We start from the raw sequence: 16,930 nt of genomic DNA, 5'->3' as shown, positions 1-16,930 counted from the left end.
CCTGTCCAAGTGGACGTGGATCAGGTGTCCAAGTGAGCATGGAACGAGTGTCCAAATGATCGTGGGCTGAGTGTCCAAGTGTCGTAGAATCCGCATCATCGCCAGCTGGCGCCTTCCAACGACTCGACGCAGCGAGTAAATGTTGTTGCGGTTGAGATACGTCAACCGCCAAGTTGACTTCTAAACAGGCACATCGCGAACAAATCGCATCAAGCTGGGCATGATGTAAGAGGCATCCTGGCCGACACCTCTGAGTGTCGCTGAAGCAAAGTTCCGTTGCTTCGGCAGACCGACAAAATACAGCCCAGGCAGGTGCTCGGCCCGCCCGTTACGATGAGCCCAATATTCATTGCCTGGGCATTTCAACCCGCTCAAAAATTCCAGATTCGGGCGAAATCCGGTAGCAAACACCAGGCTATCGACTTCAGTGTGCTGCCCATCAGCCCAGATCACGCCGGTTGGGGTTATCGCCTCGAACATCGGCTTACGCTCGAAAAACCTTTGCTTGAGGGCTCGACGATAGATCCCCTCATCAAGCACCGGCGTACTTTGGTCGCTTAACCAACGGGTCTTTTCCAGCCCCGACCATTTCAGCCACGCATGAAAATCCAGGCCCAGTATCTTTTGCGGAAAAAACCGAATTGGCTCCCTGCTTGCCAGCACGACTTTACTCATATGGGCCAGTTCATACGCAATTTGTACAGCCGAGTTTGCAGCACCGACCACAACCACCCGTTGATCACCAAAACCATCGGCATTTCGATATTCCGCACTGTGCAAACTGCGCCCGAGAAAGCCCTGAAGCCCTTGAATATCTGGAATGAACGGCTGATTGAATCCCCCCGTACACACGACCAGCGCCTTGGAGCAGAAAACTTCTCCATCGTCCGTTTGAAGCTGAAACAGCCCGCGCTCTCTTCGTACATGCTGCACGCGGGTGTACGGACGAACTGGCAATCTGAATGCCTTTGCATAGTCTTCCAGGTAGCGTACGACATCATCTCGAAGCGGGTAATGATCAGGTTCTGCCGGGAAGCGCATGCCTGGCAATGACGAGTAAGCAGCTGGAGAAAAAAGCTTCAGACTGTCGTAGTAATTGCGCCAATTCCCTCCCGGCGACCGCTCAGCATCCAAAATCAGGAACCTAAGGTTTTGCTGCTGTAAGTGCCAACCGCAAGCTAATCCTGCCTGGCCTGCACCGATCACAATGACATCCAAGATTTCATTTATCACATTCATATATGCACACTCATGCACACTACAGAGCAAAAAAAACTAGCCGGACGTACTTGGGCAGCAGAATGGGGCGAGGCTTTTCATATGCTGAAGAATGGCTTCGAGGCGTGTCACCACTGCCGGACCATCCACCTCGTAGAACATCTGCCTGCTGACCTTGGTACCGCGGACGATACCTGCCTCTAACAGCACTTGCAGATGTCGGGAAACAACTGAGCGTTCCTGGGGCAGTGCTTCCGCAATCTCTCCGATGTCGGCGCGCCCCAGTTGCATCACGCGCTTGAGCACAGCTACACGCGAAGGCTCGCAAAGCGCCTTGAAGAAAGCGCCATCGAGAGACTCGATTGCAGCGTCAATTGCGCGGGATCGGTTAAGGATTCGATTGGTCATGCAACTGACTATATGTGCATATCAATGCACACGTCAACACTCTGCAATTGCACCTCTCCTAGGGCTAAAACTGTGCCGTGGAGGTAACTAACTCCCCGAGAAAGCCAACAATCTAGGGTGTAACCCCATATGGTGTGTGAGTTAGCAGCGGATTTGGCACCGACCAGGACCTTGCAAGAGATTCCGAGCTGACCGCTAGAAGCCGCGGCCGACGGATCTTTCGAGGGTTCAGCGGCACTCAATCGGTGCCAACTACCTGCAAAATGATTTGTCACCAAAACAGCAAGAAATCGGGTGAATTTGCGGTCTGTTTGGCACTGCGGTTTGGGCCCAAAAACGTCGATTTTTGAGGTATGAGGCAGGCTCTCGGACGCGATGGTTTGATTCCAAATCGGCCCCCCTGGGCTTTGTAATCAACGAGGCTTCACAAGGCCCACAGCCCGTCAGCAATCAATTCGAATAGATGCGCCCTACCCGCGCTCTATTCCGTTTCCCTAGCGCACAATCGGAAGTCCGGCTTTCGCTGCTTCCGTTTGTCTTCAAAGGCACGGCCCGCGTGATGTACAGCCGGTTTCGCTGATTTGGGATGGTGACCTTTAAGAACGAAGAATCGGAACTGAGCTTCCAGGGTTTAGCGTCGCGGAGTGGGTGAGGGAAAACGCCCTAATTGCCCGGAAACAAGGCGTTAGGCAAGACCATCTGACATGCGAAAAAGCTGAGAAAGGAAGAGAAATATCAAACAGGATTGGTGCCAAAGGCAGCGCGAAAAAGGGCCAAAAACGGCGTGAACTCACACTGGAAGAAGGCGCGGGTGAGAGCGGCGAAACTCTGGCAGGAGGAAAACCTTCGCCCCGCTCACCCAGGTTATGCATCCATAAGGATCCACGACCTCAAACACACGTTTGGCCGTCGGCTACGCGCAGCAGGCGTCACCGAGGAAGACCGGAAGGCGCTTCTGGGCCACAAGAACGGCAGCATCACCAGTCACTACTCGGGCGCAGAGCTCGGGCACCTGATTGAAGCTGCGAACATGGTATCAGCAACCGATTCGCGTGGACCGGTCCTGACAATCTTGAAGAGGAAGCAGGCGTGAAAAATCGAGAAGTCACGCAAAAGTCACGCACATGAAAAAGCCCAACTCGCGAAAGTTGGGCTAAATCATTGAAAAATATGGTCGGGACGGAGTGATTCGAACACTCGACCCCTAGCACCCCATGCACGCAGGACTCATGCAAGCCCCTTTGTAATGGCCGTTTTTACTGGCGCTCGCTGCAATCGAATGCCCATAAGAGCTTACAAGTGCGTGAGAAAGTCACGCAAAAGTCACGCACGCCTTTTTGGCACCTCCCGGCGCCCTGCCGACCGAACACAATCCCCCTATGGCAGTAGTGAATTGCTGGCACATCGCTGGTAATCTCGCCGCCACGTTCGCCAATCATTAAGGGATGGTGGCGAAATAGAAGCCTCGAAGTCGCGAACCTTCGGGGCTTCGCTTTTTCTGTCTGGTGCTACGCTGAGCAAAGGAAATCCGCAGGTCGACTGATGATATGGAGATCGAAATGCTTGATCACCCGCTTGTCTTGGCAGTTCTGTTCATCACTGGAGTGACTTGGATCGCCGTTACCATCCTGATGGTGCATCCATAATTGCATACCGTTTCAGACAGCTAAGTCATCCGGCATCCCCTGACCGAACACAACCTCCCTCCGGTGCTACGCTGAAATCTCTATGGAGAATTCACGATGCCCAATTCTGATCTACTTCCTTCCCTGCTCTTCAAGATCAACGAAAACCAGCTCGCCCTGGAAGCCGCCATCCTGGAGCTCTCGAACTGGGTCGAGCAGCACGGTGCGGCGAACGTCGCCGATAACGTCCGCGGCGCCTTGGACACCATCGATAAAAATGAGGAATCCATCAAGCTGACACTCGCGGTGCTGATGACACCGGAGTGATTTTCTACACAAGCAGAGCGCGGCAACCGCGCGCCTCACCCCATCGCGTTCGGACGAGAATGTCGCGGTTGTTATCGGTTGCAGTCATCCTGGCGAAAAAAGCTAGCAAATGGCCGGCACGTAGTTTTTTATAGATTGAGCCAGTGAGGAGGCATGGATCAATTCGCCTGCTCGGTGCAGGATGTGGTCAATCCTTCGGGGATCGGACAGAATGTCTCAGTGTTTCCCAAAACATCACGATCAGCTCGAGCACGGACGCCAAAAAATGAAATTCGGGAGTATTCTAATAGTTTCGACCTTGTTGACAGGTTGCGGGACGATCAACACTGTTTTCAGAGATGACATGGTCGCGAGCAACAAGCTCGCCCGATGGCACTCACATTGCGACTCAATTCCACGAATTTATAGTGGCGCCGCGCTGAATTACTGCACGTTGGATGCAGAGCCCCGTCATTCTGTCGGCTTTGATGGCCACCCTGCGGCGTCGTTAATACTTTTCGATTTGGCCCTATCTGGCGTGTCCGACACGGTCGTGCTGCCATACACGATCTATCTGCAGAACAAACTCGGAGATATTCCGAAGGCACGCTTCGAGTGACGCCCTCGTGGTGAGCCTCTGGCTTGCACACGCAAAAACGCCGACTTTTTTGCCGGCGTTCGGGAGGATCTGCAGCTGCTGCTGGGTGGTTGGCATATCCAGGCGTAAAAAATCGCCAGAAGGCTCCCAAGAATTGACCCCTCCGGCGTCCTGTCGACTCGACACAGTCCACCTTTCGCATTAGTGAACCACCCAAGCCAGCTGATAGTCTTGCCGCTACGATCACCAGGCATTAAGGGATGGGGGCAAGCTTCCCTCCCCCTAGGCGTCCTGTCGCCCCTGCCCCCCCCCCCCCTGCGCCACTTTTTGCTGCTCTCAAAAAAAGCGACTGAGAATAGTGGCCATATGCCGGCAGAAAAATGTGAATTTTTTGTGATATCCGTATAAAATTTTCATGAATAAATTATGAAAAATGGACTTAGCAGTGCCCGTCACCACAGATCAGCTTCAACGTGATTTTCCCTGTACTATCCAGAACGGGCAATCAACGCTACATCTGAATCACGCCCCCTCTCCGAACATATCCCAAGCACTGTTCGAGCTCATCGATAATCGACGCCTTACGAAAATTAGAAGAGTCAGCACCCCTGTAGTTGGAGGCGAATCATCTCTGTTCGCTAAAATCCAGACGCTTGACAGCATCAAAGCCAAAATTCGAGTAACGCTAGGTAAGCCTATGCGTGATGGAAGGTTTGACTGGCCAGTTGAAGAACTGCTGAACACGATTGAGGCAAAAAAACGCGGTGCGGATGTCCCTGCAACTATTGGATACGGCTATAAAAAGTCTCGCTTGGGCATCACTCAAGAGTTTTTCATCATCACTCGATTGCTCGATCAGCATATCGATGGCCTGCAATGGCTTGAGCGAAACCCTGCGCGGGTAGAAACACTGATCAAAAAATCCTTTGCGGCTCTGCGATCCCTCCATGTGAGGCGCATCACTCATATGGACCTTTGGGTCGCCAATTTAATGTTCGAAGAACAAGGCAACCGGCCTGCGAAAGCGATCGACTTAGAAAACTGTTTTCACAGCGCCCCTCAATATTCGAGCGAAACATTGGGTTTCCAGTTCGGTTTTTTCTACCACCGTGAAATTTACCGATTTATCACTGAAGCCCGATACGATGAATTGGTGACAACGGCGTTAGATCAGTACGAACACGTAAATCCAGAAAAATTCAAAACGTTTTTCCAAGCCGGCAAACACGCGAAAATCGGTCGCAAAGAACGCAGGCGTATTTTTCTAAACGGCATCTTGGACTTAGATTGAGCCTAGGTCCATTCAACGGTTGCGTTTTTCAACGTGCGGGCCGACTCCAAGCCAAGAAAAAACCCCTCAGAGCGTGCGCCCGCTTTCGCCGCAACAATCATTGAATCCGCCCGGGCGATCTGAGCAAGAAGCTTGTCGGCTTCACGCTCGATTTTTGGGCTCAGCTCTACACCTTCCATTCCACCACCTTTGTTTGAGCGATCGGCTACAGGATATCGGCATGCGCACCGGCCGACAGCACCGCCGATGCTTTAGCCCACAACTTCAGTCGCTCTGGCTGCCCATTGATCCCGCCATTGATGCGTCGAGTGATTGCCTCGAACTGGCCAGCGTCCGCCAATTCATTCAGGCCGTTGCTCGACCAGAACCAGGCGGCAGACAGTGCCGCATATGCCGGCTGCTCGAGCAGTTCAGGCTTTGTCAGCAAGTCCAGGCTCAGGGCTGAGCCGCATGCCTGATAATTGCCCCAGCCGGTGACCTGAATCGGTGTACTTCACCATGGACGACGCCCACAGCCGGTTGGCATTCTCTGGGCCTCGCCGGATTGCCGGCATCACAGCAAAGCCAAGGGCGGCGCGCCGCGTGACCGCGGGGTTCGCGGGCTCGCCTGGGTGGTGGTTCGCTGGGCGCACGCCACCCGGCCGCGCCTGATGTTCCTGGAGAACGTCGAAGAGTTCTGCGACTGGGGCCCGATCGACGAAGACGGCCAGCCAATCAAGGCCGAGCGTGGCAGGACCTTCAAGGCATTCATCGCCGCGCTCAGCACCGGTCTTGCCGCCGATCACCCGGACATGCCAGAGATCCTGCAATCGATCGGCGAATATGTGCCGGCGGAAAGCCTGGTGCGCGGGCTCGACTACAACGTCGAATGGCGCGAGCGCGTCGCGGCCAACGCCGGCACGCCGACCATCCGCAAGCGCCTGTACCTGGTGGCGCGCAGCGACGGAAAGCCGATTGTCTGGCCGGCACCGAAGCGCCATAAATTGCCGACGGCGAAGCAGCAGCCATGGCGCACCGCTGCTGAGTGCATCGACTGGAGCAACCTCGGCCGCACGATCTTCCGTGAGAAGCCGATGGCCTTGAACACCATGCGCCGCGTGGCCAAGGGCTGCTGGCGACATGTGCTGACCAGCGCGAAGCCCTTCATTGTGCCGATGCGCGGAACATCGGAGGCACACACCAGCACCCACGGTGTCGACGAGGCGTTATCAACCATCAGCGCCGGCGGCACGCATCACGCATCACGCATCACGCATCACGCATTGGTGCAGCCGGTAGCGGCGCCGTTCCTCACCGAGTGCACCAATGGCTCATCTCAACGGAACTTCGACGCGCAAGAGCTGCTGCGCACGCAGGTCGCCCAAGTCAAAGGCGGCCACTTCGCGATGGTTGCCGCGCACATGACCGCCTTCGGGCAAAACGCCGTCGGCAGCTCGCCGGACGAACCAACACAGACCGTGCTAGCCGGCGCCGCCCGCCACGGTGTCGTTGCTGCTTTCTTTGAACAGGCGAATGGCGGGTATTACAAAGGCGACGGCCGTTCGGCCTACGACCCAATCTCTACCATCTGCCAATCAGGTGCCAACCAGCGACTGGTGAACGCCTATCTGGTGAAGTACTACGGCAACGAGAAGGACGGCATCTCGCTCACCGAGCCGATGCACACCCTGCCGACGAAAGATCGAGTCGCGCTGGTTGAGGTCGTGCAGGTACCGGACACCCTGACCCCTGAGCAGCTGGAAGGTGCACGCCGCTGCGCAGCCTTCATGCATGAACATCTGCCGGAACACTTCAAAGATCCGGCGGACCTGGTCATGGTCGGCGGCTATGTGCTGGTGGATATCACCCTGCGCATGCTGCAGCCGCCAGAGCTGAAAGCCGCCCAGGGGTTCGACAAGGATTACATCATCGATCGCGGGCTGTTCGTCGACCCGGTTACCGGCGCCGAAGAATGGCGCGATATCAACAAGACGGACCAGGTCCGGTTGATCGGCAACAGTATCTGCCCGGATGAGGCTGAGGCGCTGGTCGCAGCCAACGCCGCCGACATCATTGAGCTGTATCAGCGACTGGCTGCGTAACTCAACCTCACCTATTGCGCAAGTTCCCCGAAATCAACTCATGCTTCGTAGCCTCGATACGCGTTATCGCTGGCACCTGGTCTGACCGAAGCTGGTTCTTCAAGTATTGCTGGGTACGCTCAGTGTAAAAGATTTGCTTTGCTGCCGCCATTTCCTCAATCAACTGCCGATTGAACTGAGTAGTAGCCGCAGTTCGGACATTTAAACTCATCAAAACTGCCTACCGGAAAGGTTTTCTCGGCACTCTCGCGACATACAACACAGACAGTAATGCTCATACCTGACTCCTTGTGGATGACATATCAACTGTAGCTGATCCATTCCCACCCTTCACCGCCCGGGTATGCCCCGGCATAGGACGCCCCATGCCCACAGCAATCGATTAGTTCGCCGGTCTCGGCGGATGCGCTACCGGTGCCCGCAATGCTGATATTGACGAAATCTGGGCCGCTAATTACCGGCCCGAGGCGGTCGAGTGGCACACCCGAAACAACCCAGACTAGGATAATATGGGGCTAGAAATTCAGTCGAAACAGGGTTCGCCAAAAATTTTTAATTGGCGAAATACGATGCTTTTCCCAATTCTTCTGCCACCAGTCATCCTCATTTTTTACCACCGCTTCTATATCGCTGCTGGTTTCAGAAGCCGCATGCTGACGGAAGAGCATTGGAAATACGCAGTGCTGCTTAATTTTCTTCTTGAACACGACATCTACCGGTGTGCCATCGTAAGAAATGTCGGCTAATACCTGACAACCTTGCCGAGAGAGAATATAGGCGTGAAGCGCTACGACTCTTCCGCGGGCTATAAAGGGAAACCACGTCAACCAAGTTTTACCCATGCTGTAGCCCAGATGCAGAGCCTGAAACTGATTTTTTCGAATGAACCGATTAATCCAACGAACAGGTGTGCGGCTAAACTCATATGGCTTCACATCATCTTCAAAAATCAACACGCTATTAAGGCCGTTTTTTAAGGCAGCCCGCGCAATAGCCTGGTGCGATTCAAAGCATCCTTTGACAGGATCTTCATTCTTGCGGGCTATATGAAAACTGATGGGATTTGCAATCAGCGAACCTACTGTATTATTAAAAATTTCTCGCCTATCCACTCTAGCCTCGAGAGAGATGCAGAATACAGCCTCAACATCAAACCTAATTTTGCTCACCATCAGTTCCTAGTTTCTCCAACACTTCGTTGACTTTCTATTATTGGATTTCCCTCTGAAAAATCCTGTAAAAGAAAATCAAAAACGCTTGCATCATCAGACTTAAAGATATCCAGAAACGCTCTCATTCCATGCCAGAATGCGAACCGTCTTCGCCTCTTTTGTCTGCTTTTCCAAATCGTAATTGACGAGATTCTTCCCTAGTGACACGTGGCCAATCTTCGCCGTTTAAAATTGAATAGAGCTCGCTATTTTAATTCGGTTAATAAAATTACGCATCCTGCTTATCATTATTCCAAAACTCTATTGATAGTACTGTCGAAGTGCCACCATTTTAGGCATCTGCAAGATCCATGTCACGCTGAAAATACCCTGAAACCTTAGAACCCTTCGTAGCTTTTCTATAGCCTCCCTCTCCCATTCGATCAGCCGCTATAGCGGCAAGGACGAAGTCATGCCCAAGCATAAGCCCGAGTTGGCCAGCATCTATAACGTGTTCGGTCTCAGTTCCAACCATGTACTGTCGACCCTACTGGTCAACATCGAAAACACGAAGCGTTTCGCCGATCTGCTGCACGATGTGGAACGCGAGTTCTTCATGGTGCCCGGTGAACCATCGGACGAACCAGATGACGAAGGCGCGCCGATCGATGATGAGTGCCTGGTCAATCGCTGGGGCTCAACGCCGGGCGACTACCTCAAGCAGTTCAGGTTGGCACTGCCGATCGCTGCGGCGAATTCGATACCGGAATATGAGGCACCAAAAACCGGTGAGAAGTGGTCGCTCACAGGCGACAACGGGTCTTGGGATTATGACAGCCTTGAAGATCTTCTGAAGGACAACTACGGCCACGACAGCGATGGTGACGGGCACACGGCAAGTTACAGGGCCGGCCTGTACGAGGGCGGCACGGTATATCGCGACACTGAGTGCAAGGACGACCCTGCAACCTTCTTGCCTGACCAAGACGATTTGCTTGAGCACATGAGCGAGCGGGCCTATGACAGCGACGCTGGTGAATGGGCCGACAACTACCCAACACTGGATTCTGACGCAAAGCTGGAATTGGAACGCGCCATGCGGCCGCTCAAGGCGTGGGCGCGCAAACACTGCCAGCCTGAATTCTTCACGATCAAGGACATCGCTCCGCACATCGTCACCGTTGAAGATGTGAGCCGGAGCAGGAAGTCATGATCGCCCTCGCCTGGTTCGCCTACGTGTACTGCTACAAGGGCCGCGGTGAATAAGTCAGGCTCGCTTATTTCCCTTTGCCCAACCGGCGACCATCAGCACCAGCCCTGGAATCCAAAGACCAGGTGCAGTGATCGCAACACCACAGATCGCTAGCGGCAACCCGGTCAAGAACAACGGATTTCGAAACGCCTTTTCCATAGCAACAACTCCTTTAAGAACAAATCTCATTAAACCACAAAGTCTGCCCGTGAACGGCGGGCGAGGAATTCGCATGTCTGAGAAAACTGTTAAAGCCATCATGGAACAAGCCCAAGTGTTCGCCAGCAGTTGGTCAATGGTCGGCGGACCGTTCGCCGCTGAGGATCAGCTCGAGCGCGCCGAAGAGGAAAAGGCGGCACTGCAAAAGATGGTCACCGGCGCGCTCGAGGGATCGGTGAACGCCCCGCAGGACGTCGGCGAGATAATCGAGTCGTTGCTTGCATGGCACAAGCGACAGGCCGACCAGTTGCAGCTGGTCAGCGACAACGCAAAGGAAGGCGTGACGCTGCAGCTCGGCATTGATAACCCTGTCGAGATTGTTCTCACGAAAGACATGGCGAAGGGTTTGCGCATCGGACTCGTACTTGCCCTCGAACGACTGGGCAAACTCCCGATCAGCGTCAGCCACGACGGCGATGACGAACTCGATCTGGATGACGACGAATAACACCCATCACCACCTTCTGCCGCCACGCGCGGCATGGAGCACTCAATGAAAAAAGAACTGATCAAGATCAGTGAGTTTCAGCGCCGGCGCTGGGGCGAAAACGGAACCCCGCAATGCCCCCAGGCAATTCGCAACCATATCCGCAACGGCATTGTGCCCGGCGAGCAGATCGGGAAACTCTGGTACGTTGACTGGACCGCGTTCAACCGGTCGAACGGCAATGACCTCGTGGCGATGGTATTGAAAGGAGCAGCATGAGTCCCTCGGCCGCGCAATACTGCGAACAAGAACCTCCCGCAGAACCTTTACTTCGATGCGCGGCGCTCGACCTATCGCTACCGCCGGCCTACCGACGGGAAGTGGTTCCAGTTCGGGACCGACCGCATCAAAGCGATCGACGCGGCGAAGCAGTTGAACTTGGAATTCATGCGTGGCGCTGACCTGGTCGGCGCAGTGCTGAACAGCGCGTCAGAAACGTTCGCCGGCTTCCTCGACACATACGAGCGCGACGTCCTGCCACCTCGTGAGTTGGCCAAGGGCACTTTGGGTTTGTACGCCGTGCACTTCCGACGCTTTCGCAAGCATTTCGAGGGCAAGGCCGTAGATCAGATCACAATCCGTATGATCGCGGAAATGCTGGACGCCCTCACCCCGCGCACGGCCAACCAGTGCCGGGCTCTGCTGATCGACATATTCAACCATGCGGCAGCCAAGGGCCTGTGCCCGGACAACCCGGCCGCCAGCACCATCAATCGCATCGAGAAGAAACAGCGCAAGCGCCACACCGTGGAGGGCTTGAAAGCCATCAGGGAGAAAGCGCCAGCCTGGCTTCAGAACGCGATTGAACTGGCCGTGATTACCGCCCAGCGCCGCACCGACATCCTCGACATGCGCTTTGATGGCGTACGCGAAGGGTTTCTCTACCTGGTCCAGAAGAAGACGGCGAAGGCCAGTGATGCAGCTTGGATCCGCTTTCGAGTGACTCCCGAGTTGCAAGCAGTGATCAGCCGCTGCCGTGACGACACCGCGTCACCTTATCTGGTACACCGGAAGCCCGATCGCCTGAAACAGAAACAAGCGCAGACCAAGGACCACTGGACGAAGGTTGAGGAACGGTATTTGACGCGAGCGTTCAAGGAAGCAAGGGAGGCAGCGGAATGCTACAAGGGGTGGAAAGAGGAAGAGATGCCGGGCTTCCACGAAGTGCGGGCGCTGTCGCTGCACCTATACAAGAAAGCCGGAAAGGACGGGCAGAAAATTGCAGGCCATGCGAGCGAGGGCATGACCAAAAACTACCAGCGCGACCACGAGGAAGTCATCTGGTCCGAGGTAATTCCGGACCTGAATATCAGCGAAATTACAGGGTAGTTTTGCGCCAGTTTTGCGCGGGTTTTGCGCAGACACAAAAAAGCCGATCTAGCTGATCGGCTTAAGTGTCTGATTTTACTCAGGAATAATGGTCGGGACGGAGTGATTCGAACACTCGACCCCTAGCACCCCATGCTAGTGCGCTACCGGACTGCGCTACGCCCCGACTAGGCGTGTTACTTGTTCCTCATCTCGAGGGACGCTCAAGAATATATCGCAAGCTTTTGAAAACTGGAAGTATTTAAATGCAGGAATTTATTTCTTGAGCACAACCAGCACATCTTCGAGCTCGGCAATCATCTGCCGGATCATCTGCTTGTACTGGGTGGTGTCGTCTTTGGCTTCATCGCCGGACAGGCGCAGGCGTGCGCCGCCGATGGTGAAACCCTGATCGTACAGCAGCGCGCGGATCTGCCGGATCATCAGCACGTCCTGGCGCTGATAATACCGGCGGTTTCCGCGGCGTTTGACGGGGTTGAGTTGAGGAAACTCCTGCTCCCAGTAGCGCAGCACGTGTGGTTTTACCGCACACAGCTCGCTGACTTCACCAATGGTGAAGTAGCGTTTGCCTGGTATGACGGGAAGCTCGTCGTTATGACTTGGTTCCAGCATAAGCCTCAACTCGGGCCTTCAACTTCTGCCCTGGACGAAAGGTGACCACACGGCGAGCCGTGATCGGGATAAAATCACCCGTTTTCGGGTTGCGGCCAGGCCGCTGGCGTTTGTCCCGGAGGTCGAAATTGCCGAAACCGGACAATTTGACCTGCTCGTTGTCTTCAAGAGCGTGCCTGATTTCCTCGAAAAACAGTTCGACCAATTCCTTGGCTTCCCGCTTGTTCAGGCCCAGTTCTTCATACAGACGTTCCGCCATCTCAGCTTTCGTCAAAGCCCCCATACGTCACTTCCTTAACGTGGCGTCCAACCTTTGTTCGAGCGAGGTGAGGATGTTTTGCGTCGTGGAATTCACCTCATCGTCATTAAGAGTGCGCGATGGATGCTGCCAGGTCAAGCCAACTGCAAGGCTTTTTCTATCAGGATCAATGCCTTTACCCTGATACACGTCAAATAGCCTGAGGTCTGTCAGCCATTCGCCTGCATTTTCACGGATTACGTCCAGTACCGCCGAGGCGGCAACGTCTTTGTGCGCAATCAGTGCAAGGTCACGACGCACTTCAGGAAAGCGCGACAACTCATGGAATTTAGGCATTTTACCCGAGGCCACTTCCGCCAGGACCAGCTCGAAAACGAAGACTGGACGATCCAGGCCCAGGGTTTTCGACAGTTCTGGGTGGATGGCGCCAACGAAACCGACCAGACGACCTTCACGCTCGATGCGCGCGGTTTGACCCGGGTGCAACGCGGGGTGTTTGCCCGGCACGAAACTGAAGGCATCCAGAGCACCGGCAAAGCCCAGCACCGCTTCCACGTCCGCCTTGACGTCGAAGAAGTCGACGGTATCGCGACCCTGCGCCCAGCCTTCCGGCAGACGGCTGCCGCAGACGACACCAGCCAGCATCGGTTCTTGTTTCAGGCCTTCTAGCTGACCGACGAAACGCAGGCCGCTTTCGAACAGACGAACGCGATCTTGCTGACGGTTCAGGTTGTGCGAAAGCGCCTTGACCAGGCCTGGCCACAGGGACGAGCGCATGGCGGCCATGTCGTTCGAGATCGGGTTGGCCAGCAACAACGGCTCGACGCCTGGATTGAACAGCTCGAACTGTTTCGGATCGATGAAGCTGTAGGTGATCGCTTCCTGGTAACCACGGGCGACCAGCAGGCGACGCAGTTCAGGCAGCTCGCTACGGGCCTCTGCCTTGGCTTGCGGCGCCAGGCGTGCTTGCGGGTAACGAACCGGCAGGCGGTTGTAGCCGTACAGGCGAGCCAGCTCTTCGATCAGGTCGACTTCCAGGCTGATATCGAAGCGATGGCTTGGCACTTCTACGCGCCACTGCCCTGCCCCATCGGCAGAAACGGTCAGGCCCAAGGCGTTGAGCAGACGCTCGACTTCGGCCGAATCCATTTCCATGCCCAGCATCTGGGTGATGCGCTGGGCACGCAAGGTGACCGGGGCGATCTTCGGCAGGTGCTGTTCGCTGACGGTCTCGATGATCGGGCCGGCTTCGCCACCGGTGATTTCCAGCAGCAGGCCAGTGGCGCGCTCCATGGCTTCACGGGCCAGTTGCCAGTCCACACCGCGCTCGTAGCGGTGCGATGCGTCGGTGTGCAGGCCATAGGAACGGGCCTTGCCAGCGACGGCGATCTGATCGAAGAACGCGCTTTCCAGGAAGATATCGCGGGTGGTCGCGGTGTTGACGCCGCTGTGCTCGCCACCCATGACGCCGGCGATTGCCAGGGCACGGGTGTGGTCGGCGATCACCAGCGTATCGCTACGCAGGCTGACTTCCTGACCGTCGAGCAGCACCAGCTTCTCGCCCTCTTCGGCCATGCGCACGCGGATGCCGCCATTGATTTCGGCGAGATCGAAAGCGTGCAGCGGTTGACCCAGCTCCAGCATCACGTAGTTGGTGATGTCGACGGCAGCATCGATGCTACGCACGTCGGCGCGACGCAGGCGCTCGACCATCCACAGCGGTGTAGGTTTGGACAGGTCGACGTTACGGATCACGCGACCCAGGTACCGCGGACAGGCGGCAGGCGCCAGCACTTCGACCGAACGCACCTCATCGTGCACGGCGGGAACGGCAGCAATCACTGGACGAGTGACCGGTGCGGCATACAGCGCGCCAACTTCACGGGCCAGGCCGGCCAGGGACAGGCAGTCACCACGATTCGGCGTCAGGTCGACTTCGATGCTGGCGTCGTCCAGGTTCAGGTATTCACGAATGTCCAGGCCTACCGGCGCATCAGCCGGCAATTCCATCAGGCCATCGTTGCCTTCGCCCACTTGCAGCTCGGCTTGCGAGCACAGCATGCCGTTGGACTCGACGCCACGCAGCTTGGCTTTCTTGATCTTGAAGTCGCCCGGCAGTTCGGCACCGAGGGTGGCGAACGGGATCTTCAGGCCCGGGCGCACGTTTGGTGCGCCACAAACCACCTGGAAGGTCTCCGAGCCATTGCTGACCTGGCAAACGCGCAGCTTGTCGGCGTCCGGGTGCTGCTCGGTGCTCAGCACCTCGCCGACGATCACGCCGGTGAATTCGCCGGCGGCCGGCGTTACGCTATCGACCTCAAGACCGGCCATCGACAGACGGGCAACCAGCTCGTCGCGACTTACCTGCGGGCTTACCCAGCCACGCAGCCATTGTTCACTGAATTTCATCCTGCTCTCCTAAGAATTCGTTACGACTAGCGAAATTGCGCGAGGAACCGCAAGTCGTTGTCGAAGAACAGACGCAAGTCGTTCACGCCGTAACGCAGCATGGCCAGACGCTCGACGCCCATGCCGAAGGCGAAGCCCGAAAACTCTTCCGGGTCGATCCCGGACATGCGCAGCACGTTCGGATGAACCATGCCGCAGCCCATCACTTCCAGCCAGCCGGTCTGCTTGCAGACGCGGCAGCCTTTACCGCTGCACATCACGCATTCCATGTCGACTTCGGCCGATGGCTCGGTGAACGGGAAGTAGGAAGGACGGAAACGCACGGCCAGTTCCTTCTCGAAGAACACCCGCAGGAATTCTTCGATGGTGCCCTTGAGGTCGGCGAAATTGATGTCGCGATCGACCAGCAGGCCCTCGACCTGGTGGAACATCGGCGAGTGGGTGATATCCGAGTCGCTACGGTACACACGGCCTGGGCAGACGATGCGGATCGGCGGTTGTTTCGACTCCATGGTGCGGACCTGTACCGGCGAGGTATGGGTGCGCAACAACATGTTGGCGTTGAAATAGAAGGTGTCATGCATCGACCGGGCCGGGTGATGGCCTGGGATGTTGAGCGCTTCGAAGTTGTGATAGTCGTCTTCGACCTCAGGGCCCTCGGCAATGCCGTAGCCGATGTGGGTGAAGAACTGTTCGATACGTTCCAGAGTGCGAGTAACCGGATGCAGACCACCCGAGGTCTGGCCACGGCCAGGCAGGGTCACGTCAATGGACTCGGCAGACAGTTTGGCGGCCAGGTCGGCCTCTTCAAACAGTGCCTTGCGGGCATTGAGAACCTCTGTGACACGCTCCTTGGCAACGTTGATCAGGGCGCCAACTTGCGGACGCTCTTCTGCCGGCAAATTCCCCAGGGTCTTCATCACCTGAGTCAACTCGCCCTTCTTGCCAAGGTAGTGAACCCGGATTTGCTCCAGGGCATTGATATCTTCAGCGCTTTGCACAGCCTCTAGTGCTTGAGAGACGAGCGCATCCAGGTTTTCCATGTACAGACTCCAGATACAAAATAGGGGAAGAGCTTGAAGGCTCTTCCCCTATTTATGACGTTTAACACCTGGCCCCACAGAGGTGAGGCCGGGTGACTGTCGGGGGTACTTAAGCCAAGGTGGCTTTAGCTTTCTCGACAATCGCAGCAAACGCCGCTTTTTCGTTCACTGCCAGATCAGCCAGAACCTTACGGTCGATCTCGATGGACGCTTTTTTCAGGCCGGCGATGAAACGGCTGTAGGACAGACCGTTGATACGAGCACCAGCGTTGATACGAGCGATCCACAGAGCGCGGAACTGACGTTTTTTCTGACGACGGTCACGGTAGGCGTATTGGCCTGCCTTGATTACCGCTTGCTTGGCAACACGGAATACGCGGGAGCGTGCGCCGTAGTAGCCTTTAGCAAGTTTCAGAATTTTTTTGTGACGCTTACGGGCAATGACGCCACGCTTTACACGAGCCATGAGTTACTTCCTCTATTCTTGACTAAAATTAACGAAGGCGCAGCATGCGCTCGACTTTTGCCACGTCAGACGGATGCAGCAAGCTGCTACCGCGCAGTTGACGCTTACGCTTGGTCGACATTTTGGTCAGGAATAGAGGAAGTAACTCATGGCTCGTGTAAAGCGTGGCGTCATTG

The 16,930-nt window shown here is 55.7% G+C and carries 18 protein-coding genes, 1 tRNA gene and 3 pseudogenes; 9 read left to right on the top strand and 13 right to left on the bottom strand.

All coding sequences use genetic code 11. From position 1 onward, the window contains the following. Positions 1–180: 180 nt before the first annotated feature. Together ACIO0C_RS30805 and ACIO0C_RS30800 are read right to left on the bottom strand one after the other, a co-directional pair. Positions 181–1,239, bottom strand: a complete 1,059-nt coding sequence (locus ACIO0C_RS30805; protein ID WP_401318228.1) for a flavin-containing monooxygenase — start codon at positions 1,237–1,239, stop codon at positions 181–183. 36 nt (positions 1,240–1,275) lie between these two features. Then, positions 1,276–1,626 (bottom strand): ArsR/SmtB family transcription factor, encoded by a 351-nt coding sequence (locus ACIO0C_RS30800; protein WP_401318225.1) that lies wholly within the window; start codon positions 1,624–1,626, stop codon positions 1,276–1,278. Between the two features lie 787 nt (positions 1,627–2,413). Here ACIO0C_RS30800 and ACIO0C_RS30795 point away from each other — a divergent pair. From ACIO0C_RS30795 to ACIO0C_RS30780, 4 genes and pseudogenes are all read left to right on the top strand, one after another. Continuing rightward, positions 2,414–2,719, top strand: a pseudogene (locus tag ACIO0C_RS30795) (site-specific integrase); the annotation flags it as partial. 649 nt (positions 2,720–3,368) lie between these two features. Further along, positions 3,369–3,578, top strand: a complete 210-nt coding sequence (locus tag ACIO0C_RS30790; RefSeq protein ID WP_401318222.1) for a hypothetical protein — start codon at positions 3,369–3,371, stop codon at positions 3,576–3,578. A 181-nt stretch (positions 3,579–3,759) separates the two neighbouring features. After that, positions 3,760–4,176 (top strand): YceK/YidQ family lipoprotein, encoded by a 417-nt coding sequence (locus tag ACIO0C_RS30785; RefSeq protein WP_401318220.1) that lies wholly within the window; start codon positions 3,760–3,762, stop codon positions 4,174–4,176. Positions 4,177–4,600: 424 nt separating this feature from the next. Beyond that, positions 4,601–5,446 (top strand): lipopolysaccharide kinase InaA family protein, encoded by an 846-nt coding sequence (locus ACIO0C_RS30780; protein WP_401318218.1) that lies wholly within the window; start codon positions 4,601–4,603, stop codon positions 5,444–5,446. A gap of 2 nt (positions 5,447–5,448) precedes the next feature. Here ACIO0C_RS30780 and ACIO0C_RS30775 read toward each other — a convergent pair whose 3' ends face one another. Together ACIO0C_RS30775 and ACIO0C_RS30770 are read right to left on the bottom strand one after the other, a co-directional pair. Then, positions 5,449–5,625, bottom strand: coding sequence for a hypothetical protein (locus ACIO0C_RS30775; protein ID WP_401318215.1), 177 nt, complete (start codon positions 5,623–5,625; stop codon positions 5,449–5,451). A gap of 26 nt (positions 5,626–5,651) precedes the next feature. Beyond that, positions 5,652–5,930 (bottom strand): annotated as a pseudogene (locus ACIO0C_RS30770) (glycoside hydrolase family 19 protein); the annotation flags it as partial. A gap of 166 nt (positions 5,931–6,096) precedes the next feature. Between ACIO0C_RS30770 and ACIO0C_RS30765 the strand changes: the two are divergent. Then, positions 6,097–7,527 (top strand): DNA cytosine methyltransferase, encoded by a 1,431-nt coding sequence (locus ACIO0C_RS30765; protein WP_401318232.1) that lies wholly within the window; start codon positions 6,097–6,099, stop codon positions 7,525–7,527. A gap of 515 nt (positions 7,528–8,042) precedes the next feature. Here the strand turns inward: ACIO0C_RS30765 and ACIO0C_RS30760 are convergent. Then, entirely contained in the window at positions 8,043–8,696 is a 654-nt protein-coding gene (locus ACIO0C_RS30760; protein WP_401318213.1) for a hypothetical protein, read from the bottom strand. 454 nt (positions 8,697–9,150) lie between these two features. On the opposite strand from ACIO0C_RS30760, the gene ACIO0C_RS30755 reads away from it, so the two are divergent. Then, positions 9,151–9,891: a hypothetical protein gene (locus ACIO0C_RS30755; RefSeq protein WP_401318211.1), complete on the top strand. Its 741-nt coding sequence runs from the start codon at positions 9,151–9,153 to the stop codon at positions 9,889–9,891. Positions 9,892–9,945: 54 nt separating this feature from the next. Here the strand turns inward: ACIO0C_RS30755 and ACIO0C_RS30750 are convergent, their stop codons facing one another. Next, entirely contained in the window at positions 9,946–10,089 is a 144-nt protein-coding gene (locus ACIO0C_RS30750) for a hypothetical protein (RefSeq protein WP_401318210.1), read from the bottom strand. A 73-nt stretch (positions 10,090–10,162) separates the two neighbouring features. Here ACIO0C_RS30750 and ACIO0C_RS30745 point away from each other — a divergent pair, with 73 nt between their 5' ends. From ACIO0C_RS30745 to ACIO0C_RS30735, 3 genes and pseudogenes are all read left to right on the top strand, one after another. Beyond that, the gene (locus tag ACIO0C_RS30745) at positions 10,163–10,597 is read left to right on the top strand and encodes a hypothetical protein (protein WP_401318207.1); all 435 of its coding nucleotides are present in this window, start codon (positions 10,163–10,165) and stop codon (positions 10,595–10,597) included. A gap of 45 nt (positions 10,598–10,642) precedes the next feature. Beyond that, positions 10,643–10,855, top strand: coding sequence for a hypothetical protein (locus ACIO0C_RS30740; protein ID WP_401318205.1), 213 nt, complete (start codon positions 10,643–10,645; stop codon positions 10,853–10,855). Next, a pseudogene (locus ACIO0C_RS30735) lies at positions 10,856–11,965 on the top strand (phage integrase Arm DNA-binding domain-containing protein); the annotation flags it as partial. 89 nt (positions 11,966–12,054) lie between these two features. Here the strand turns inward: ACIO0C_RS30735 and ACIO0C_RS30730 are convergent. From ACIO0C_RS30730 to ACIO0C_RS30700, 7 genes are all read right to left on the bottom strand, one after another. Next, positions 12,055–12,131: transfer RNA gene (locus tag ACIO0C_RS30730), tRNA-Pro, on the bottom strand. Positions 12,132–12,220: 89 nt separating this feature from the next. After that, entirely contained in the window at positions 12,221–12,577 is a 357-nt protein-coding gene (locus ACIO0C_RS30725) for a MerR family transcriptional regulator (protein WP_003179985.1), read from the bottom strand. Then, complete coding sequence (ihfA, locus tag ACIO0C_RS30720) at positions 12,558–12,860, bottom strand: integration host factor subunit alpha (RefSeq protein WP_401318203.1); 303 nt, start codon at positions 12,858–12,860, stop codon at positions 12,558–12,560. Before ihfA ends, ACIO0C_RS30725 begins: the two co-directional genes overlap by 20 nt. Before the next feature lie 3 nt (positions 12,861–12,863). Beyond that, the gene (gene pheT / locus ACIO0C_RS30715) at positions 12,864–15,245 is read right to left on the bottom strand and encodes a phenylalanine--tRNA ligase subunit beta (RefSeq protein ID WP_401318201.1); all 2,382 of its coding nucleotides are present in this window, start codon (positions 15,243–15,245) and stop codon (positions 12,864–12,866) included. A 26-nt stretch (positions 15,246–15,271) separates the two neighbouring features. Next, positions 15,272–16,288, bottom strand: a complete 1,017-nt coding sequence (gene pheS / locus ACIO0C_RS30710; RefSeq protein WP_007905876.1) for a phenylalanine--tRNA ligase subunit alpha — start codon at positions 16,286–16,288, stop codon at positions 15,272–15,274. A gap of 109 nt (positions 16,289–16,397) precedes the next feature. After that, entirely contained in the window at positions 16,398–16,754 is a 357-nt protein-coding gene (gene rplT / locus ACIO0C_RS30705; protein WP_007905879.1) for a 50S ribosomal protein L20, read from the bottom strand. 28 nt (positions 16,755–16,782) lie between these two features. Further along, on the bottom strand, positions 16,783–16,930 hold a 148-nt coding region (locus ACIO0C_RS30700; protein WP_401318230.1), incomplete at its 5' end, for a 50S ribosomal protein L35.

The sequence above is a fragment of the Pseudomonas sp. NPDC087336 genome, assembly GCF_044744285.1.
GTDB lineage: Bacteria > Pseudomonadota > Gammaproteobacteria > Pseudomonadales > Pseudomonadaceae > Aquipseudomonas.
Note: the sequence above shows the minus strand (reverse complement) of the source record. Positions and strands in the feature narration are given on the sequence as shown.

Bases quoted from the DNA above. Each gene is read 5' to 3' on its own strand.
- ACIO0C_RS30805 (WP_401318228.1), bottom strand. From the start codon at position 1,239: ATGAATGTGATAAATGAAATCTTGGATGTCATTGTGATCGGTGCAGGC.
- ACIO0C_RS30800 (WP_401318225.1), bottom strand. From the start codon at position 1,626: ATGACCAATCGAATCCTTAACCGATCCCGCGCAATTGACGCTGCAATC.
- ACIO0C_RS30790 (WP_401318222.1), top strand. From the start codon at position 3,369: ATGCCCAATTCTGATCTACTTCCTTCCCTGCTCTTCAAGATCAACGAA.
- ACIO0C_RS30785 (WP_401318220.1), top strand. From the start codon at position 3,760: ATGTGGTCAATCCTTCGGGGATCGGACAGAATGTCTCAGTGTTTCCCA.
- ACIO0C_RS30775 (WP_401318215.1), bottom strand. From the start codon at position 5,625: ATGGAAGGTGTAGAGCTGAGCCCAAAAATCGAGCGTGAAGCCGACAAG.
- ACIO0C_RS30765 (WP_401318232.1), top strand. From the start codon at position 6,097: ATGTTCCTGGAGAACGTCGAAGAGTTCTGCGACTGGGGCCCGATCGAC.
- ACIO0C_RS30755 (WP_401318211.1), top strand. From the start codon at position 9,151: ATGCCCAAGCATAAGCCCGAGTTGGCCAGCATCTATAACGTGTTCGGT.
- ACIO0C_RS30750 (WP_401318210.1), bottom strand. From the start codon at position 10,089: ATGGAAAAGGCGTTTCGAAATCCGTTGTTCTTGACCGGGTTGCCGCTA.
- ACIO0C_RS30745 (WP_401318207.1), top strand. From the start codon at position 10,163: ATGTCTGAGAAAACTGTTAAAGCCATCATGGAACAAGCCCAAGTGTTC.
- ACIO0C_RS30740 (WP_401318205.1), top strand. From the start codon at position 10,643: ATGAAAAAAGAACTGATCAAGATCAGTGAGTTTCAGCGCCGGCGCTGG.
- ACIO0C_RS30725 (WP_003179985.1), bottom strand. From the start codon at position 12,577: ATGCTGGAACCAAGTCATAACGACGAGCTTCCCGTCATACCAGGCAAA.
- ihfA (WP_401318203.1), bottom strand. From the start codon at position 12,860: ATGGGGGCTTTGACGAAAGCTGAGATGGCGGAACGTCTGTATGAAGAA.
- pheT (WP_401318201.1), bottom strand. From the start codon at position 15,245: ATGAAATTCAGTGAACAATGGCTGCGTGGCTGGGTAAGCCCGCAGGTA.
- pheS (WP_007905876.1), bottom strand. From the start codon at position 16,288: ATGGAAAACCTGGATGCGCTCGTCTCTCAAGCACTAGAGGCTGTGCAA.
- rplT (WP_007905879.1), bottom strand. From the start codon at position 16,754: ATGGCTCGTGTAAAGCGTGGCGTCATTGCCCGTAAGCGTCACAAAAAA.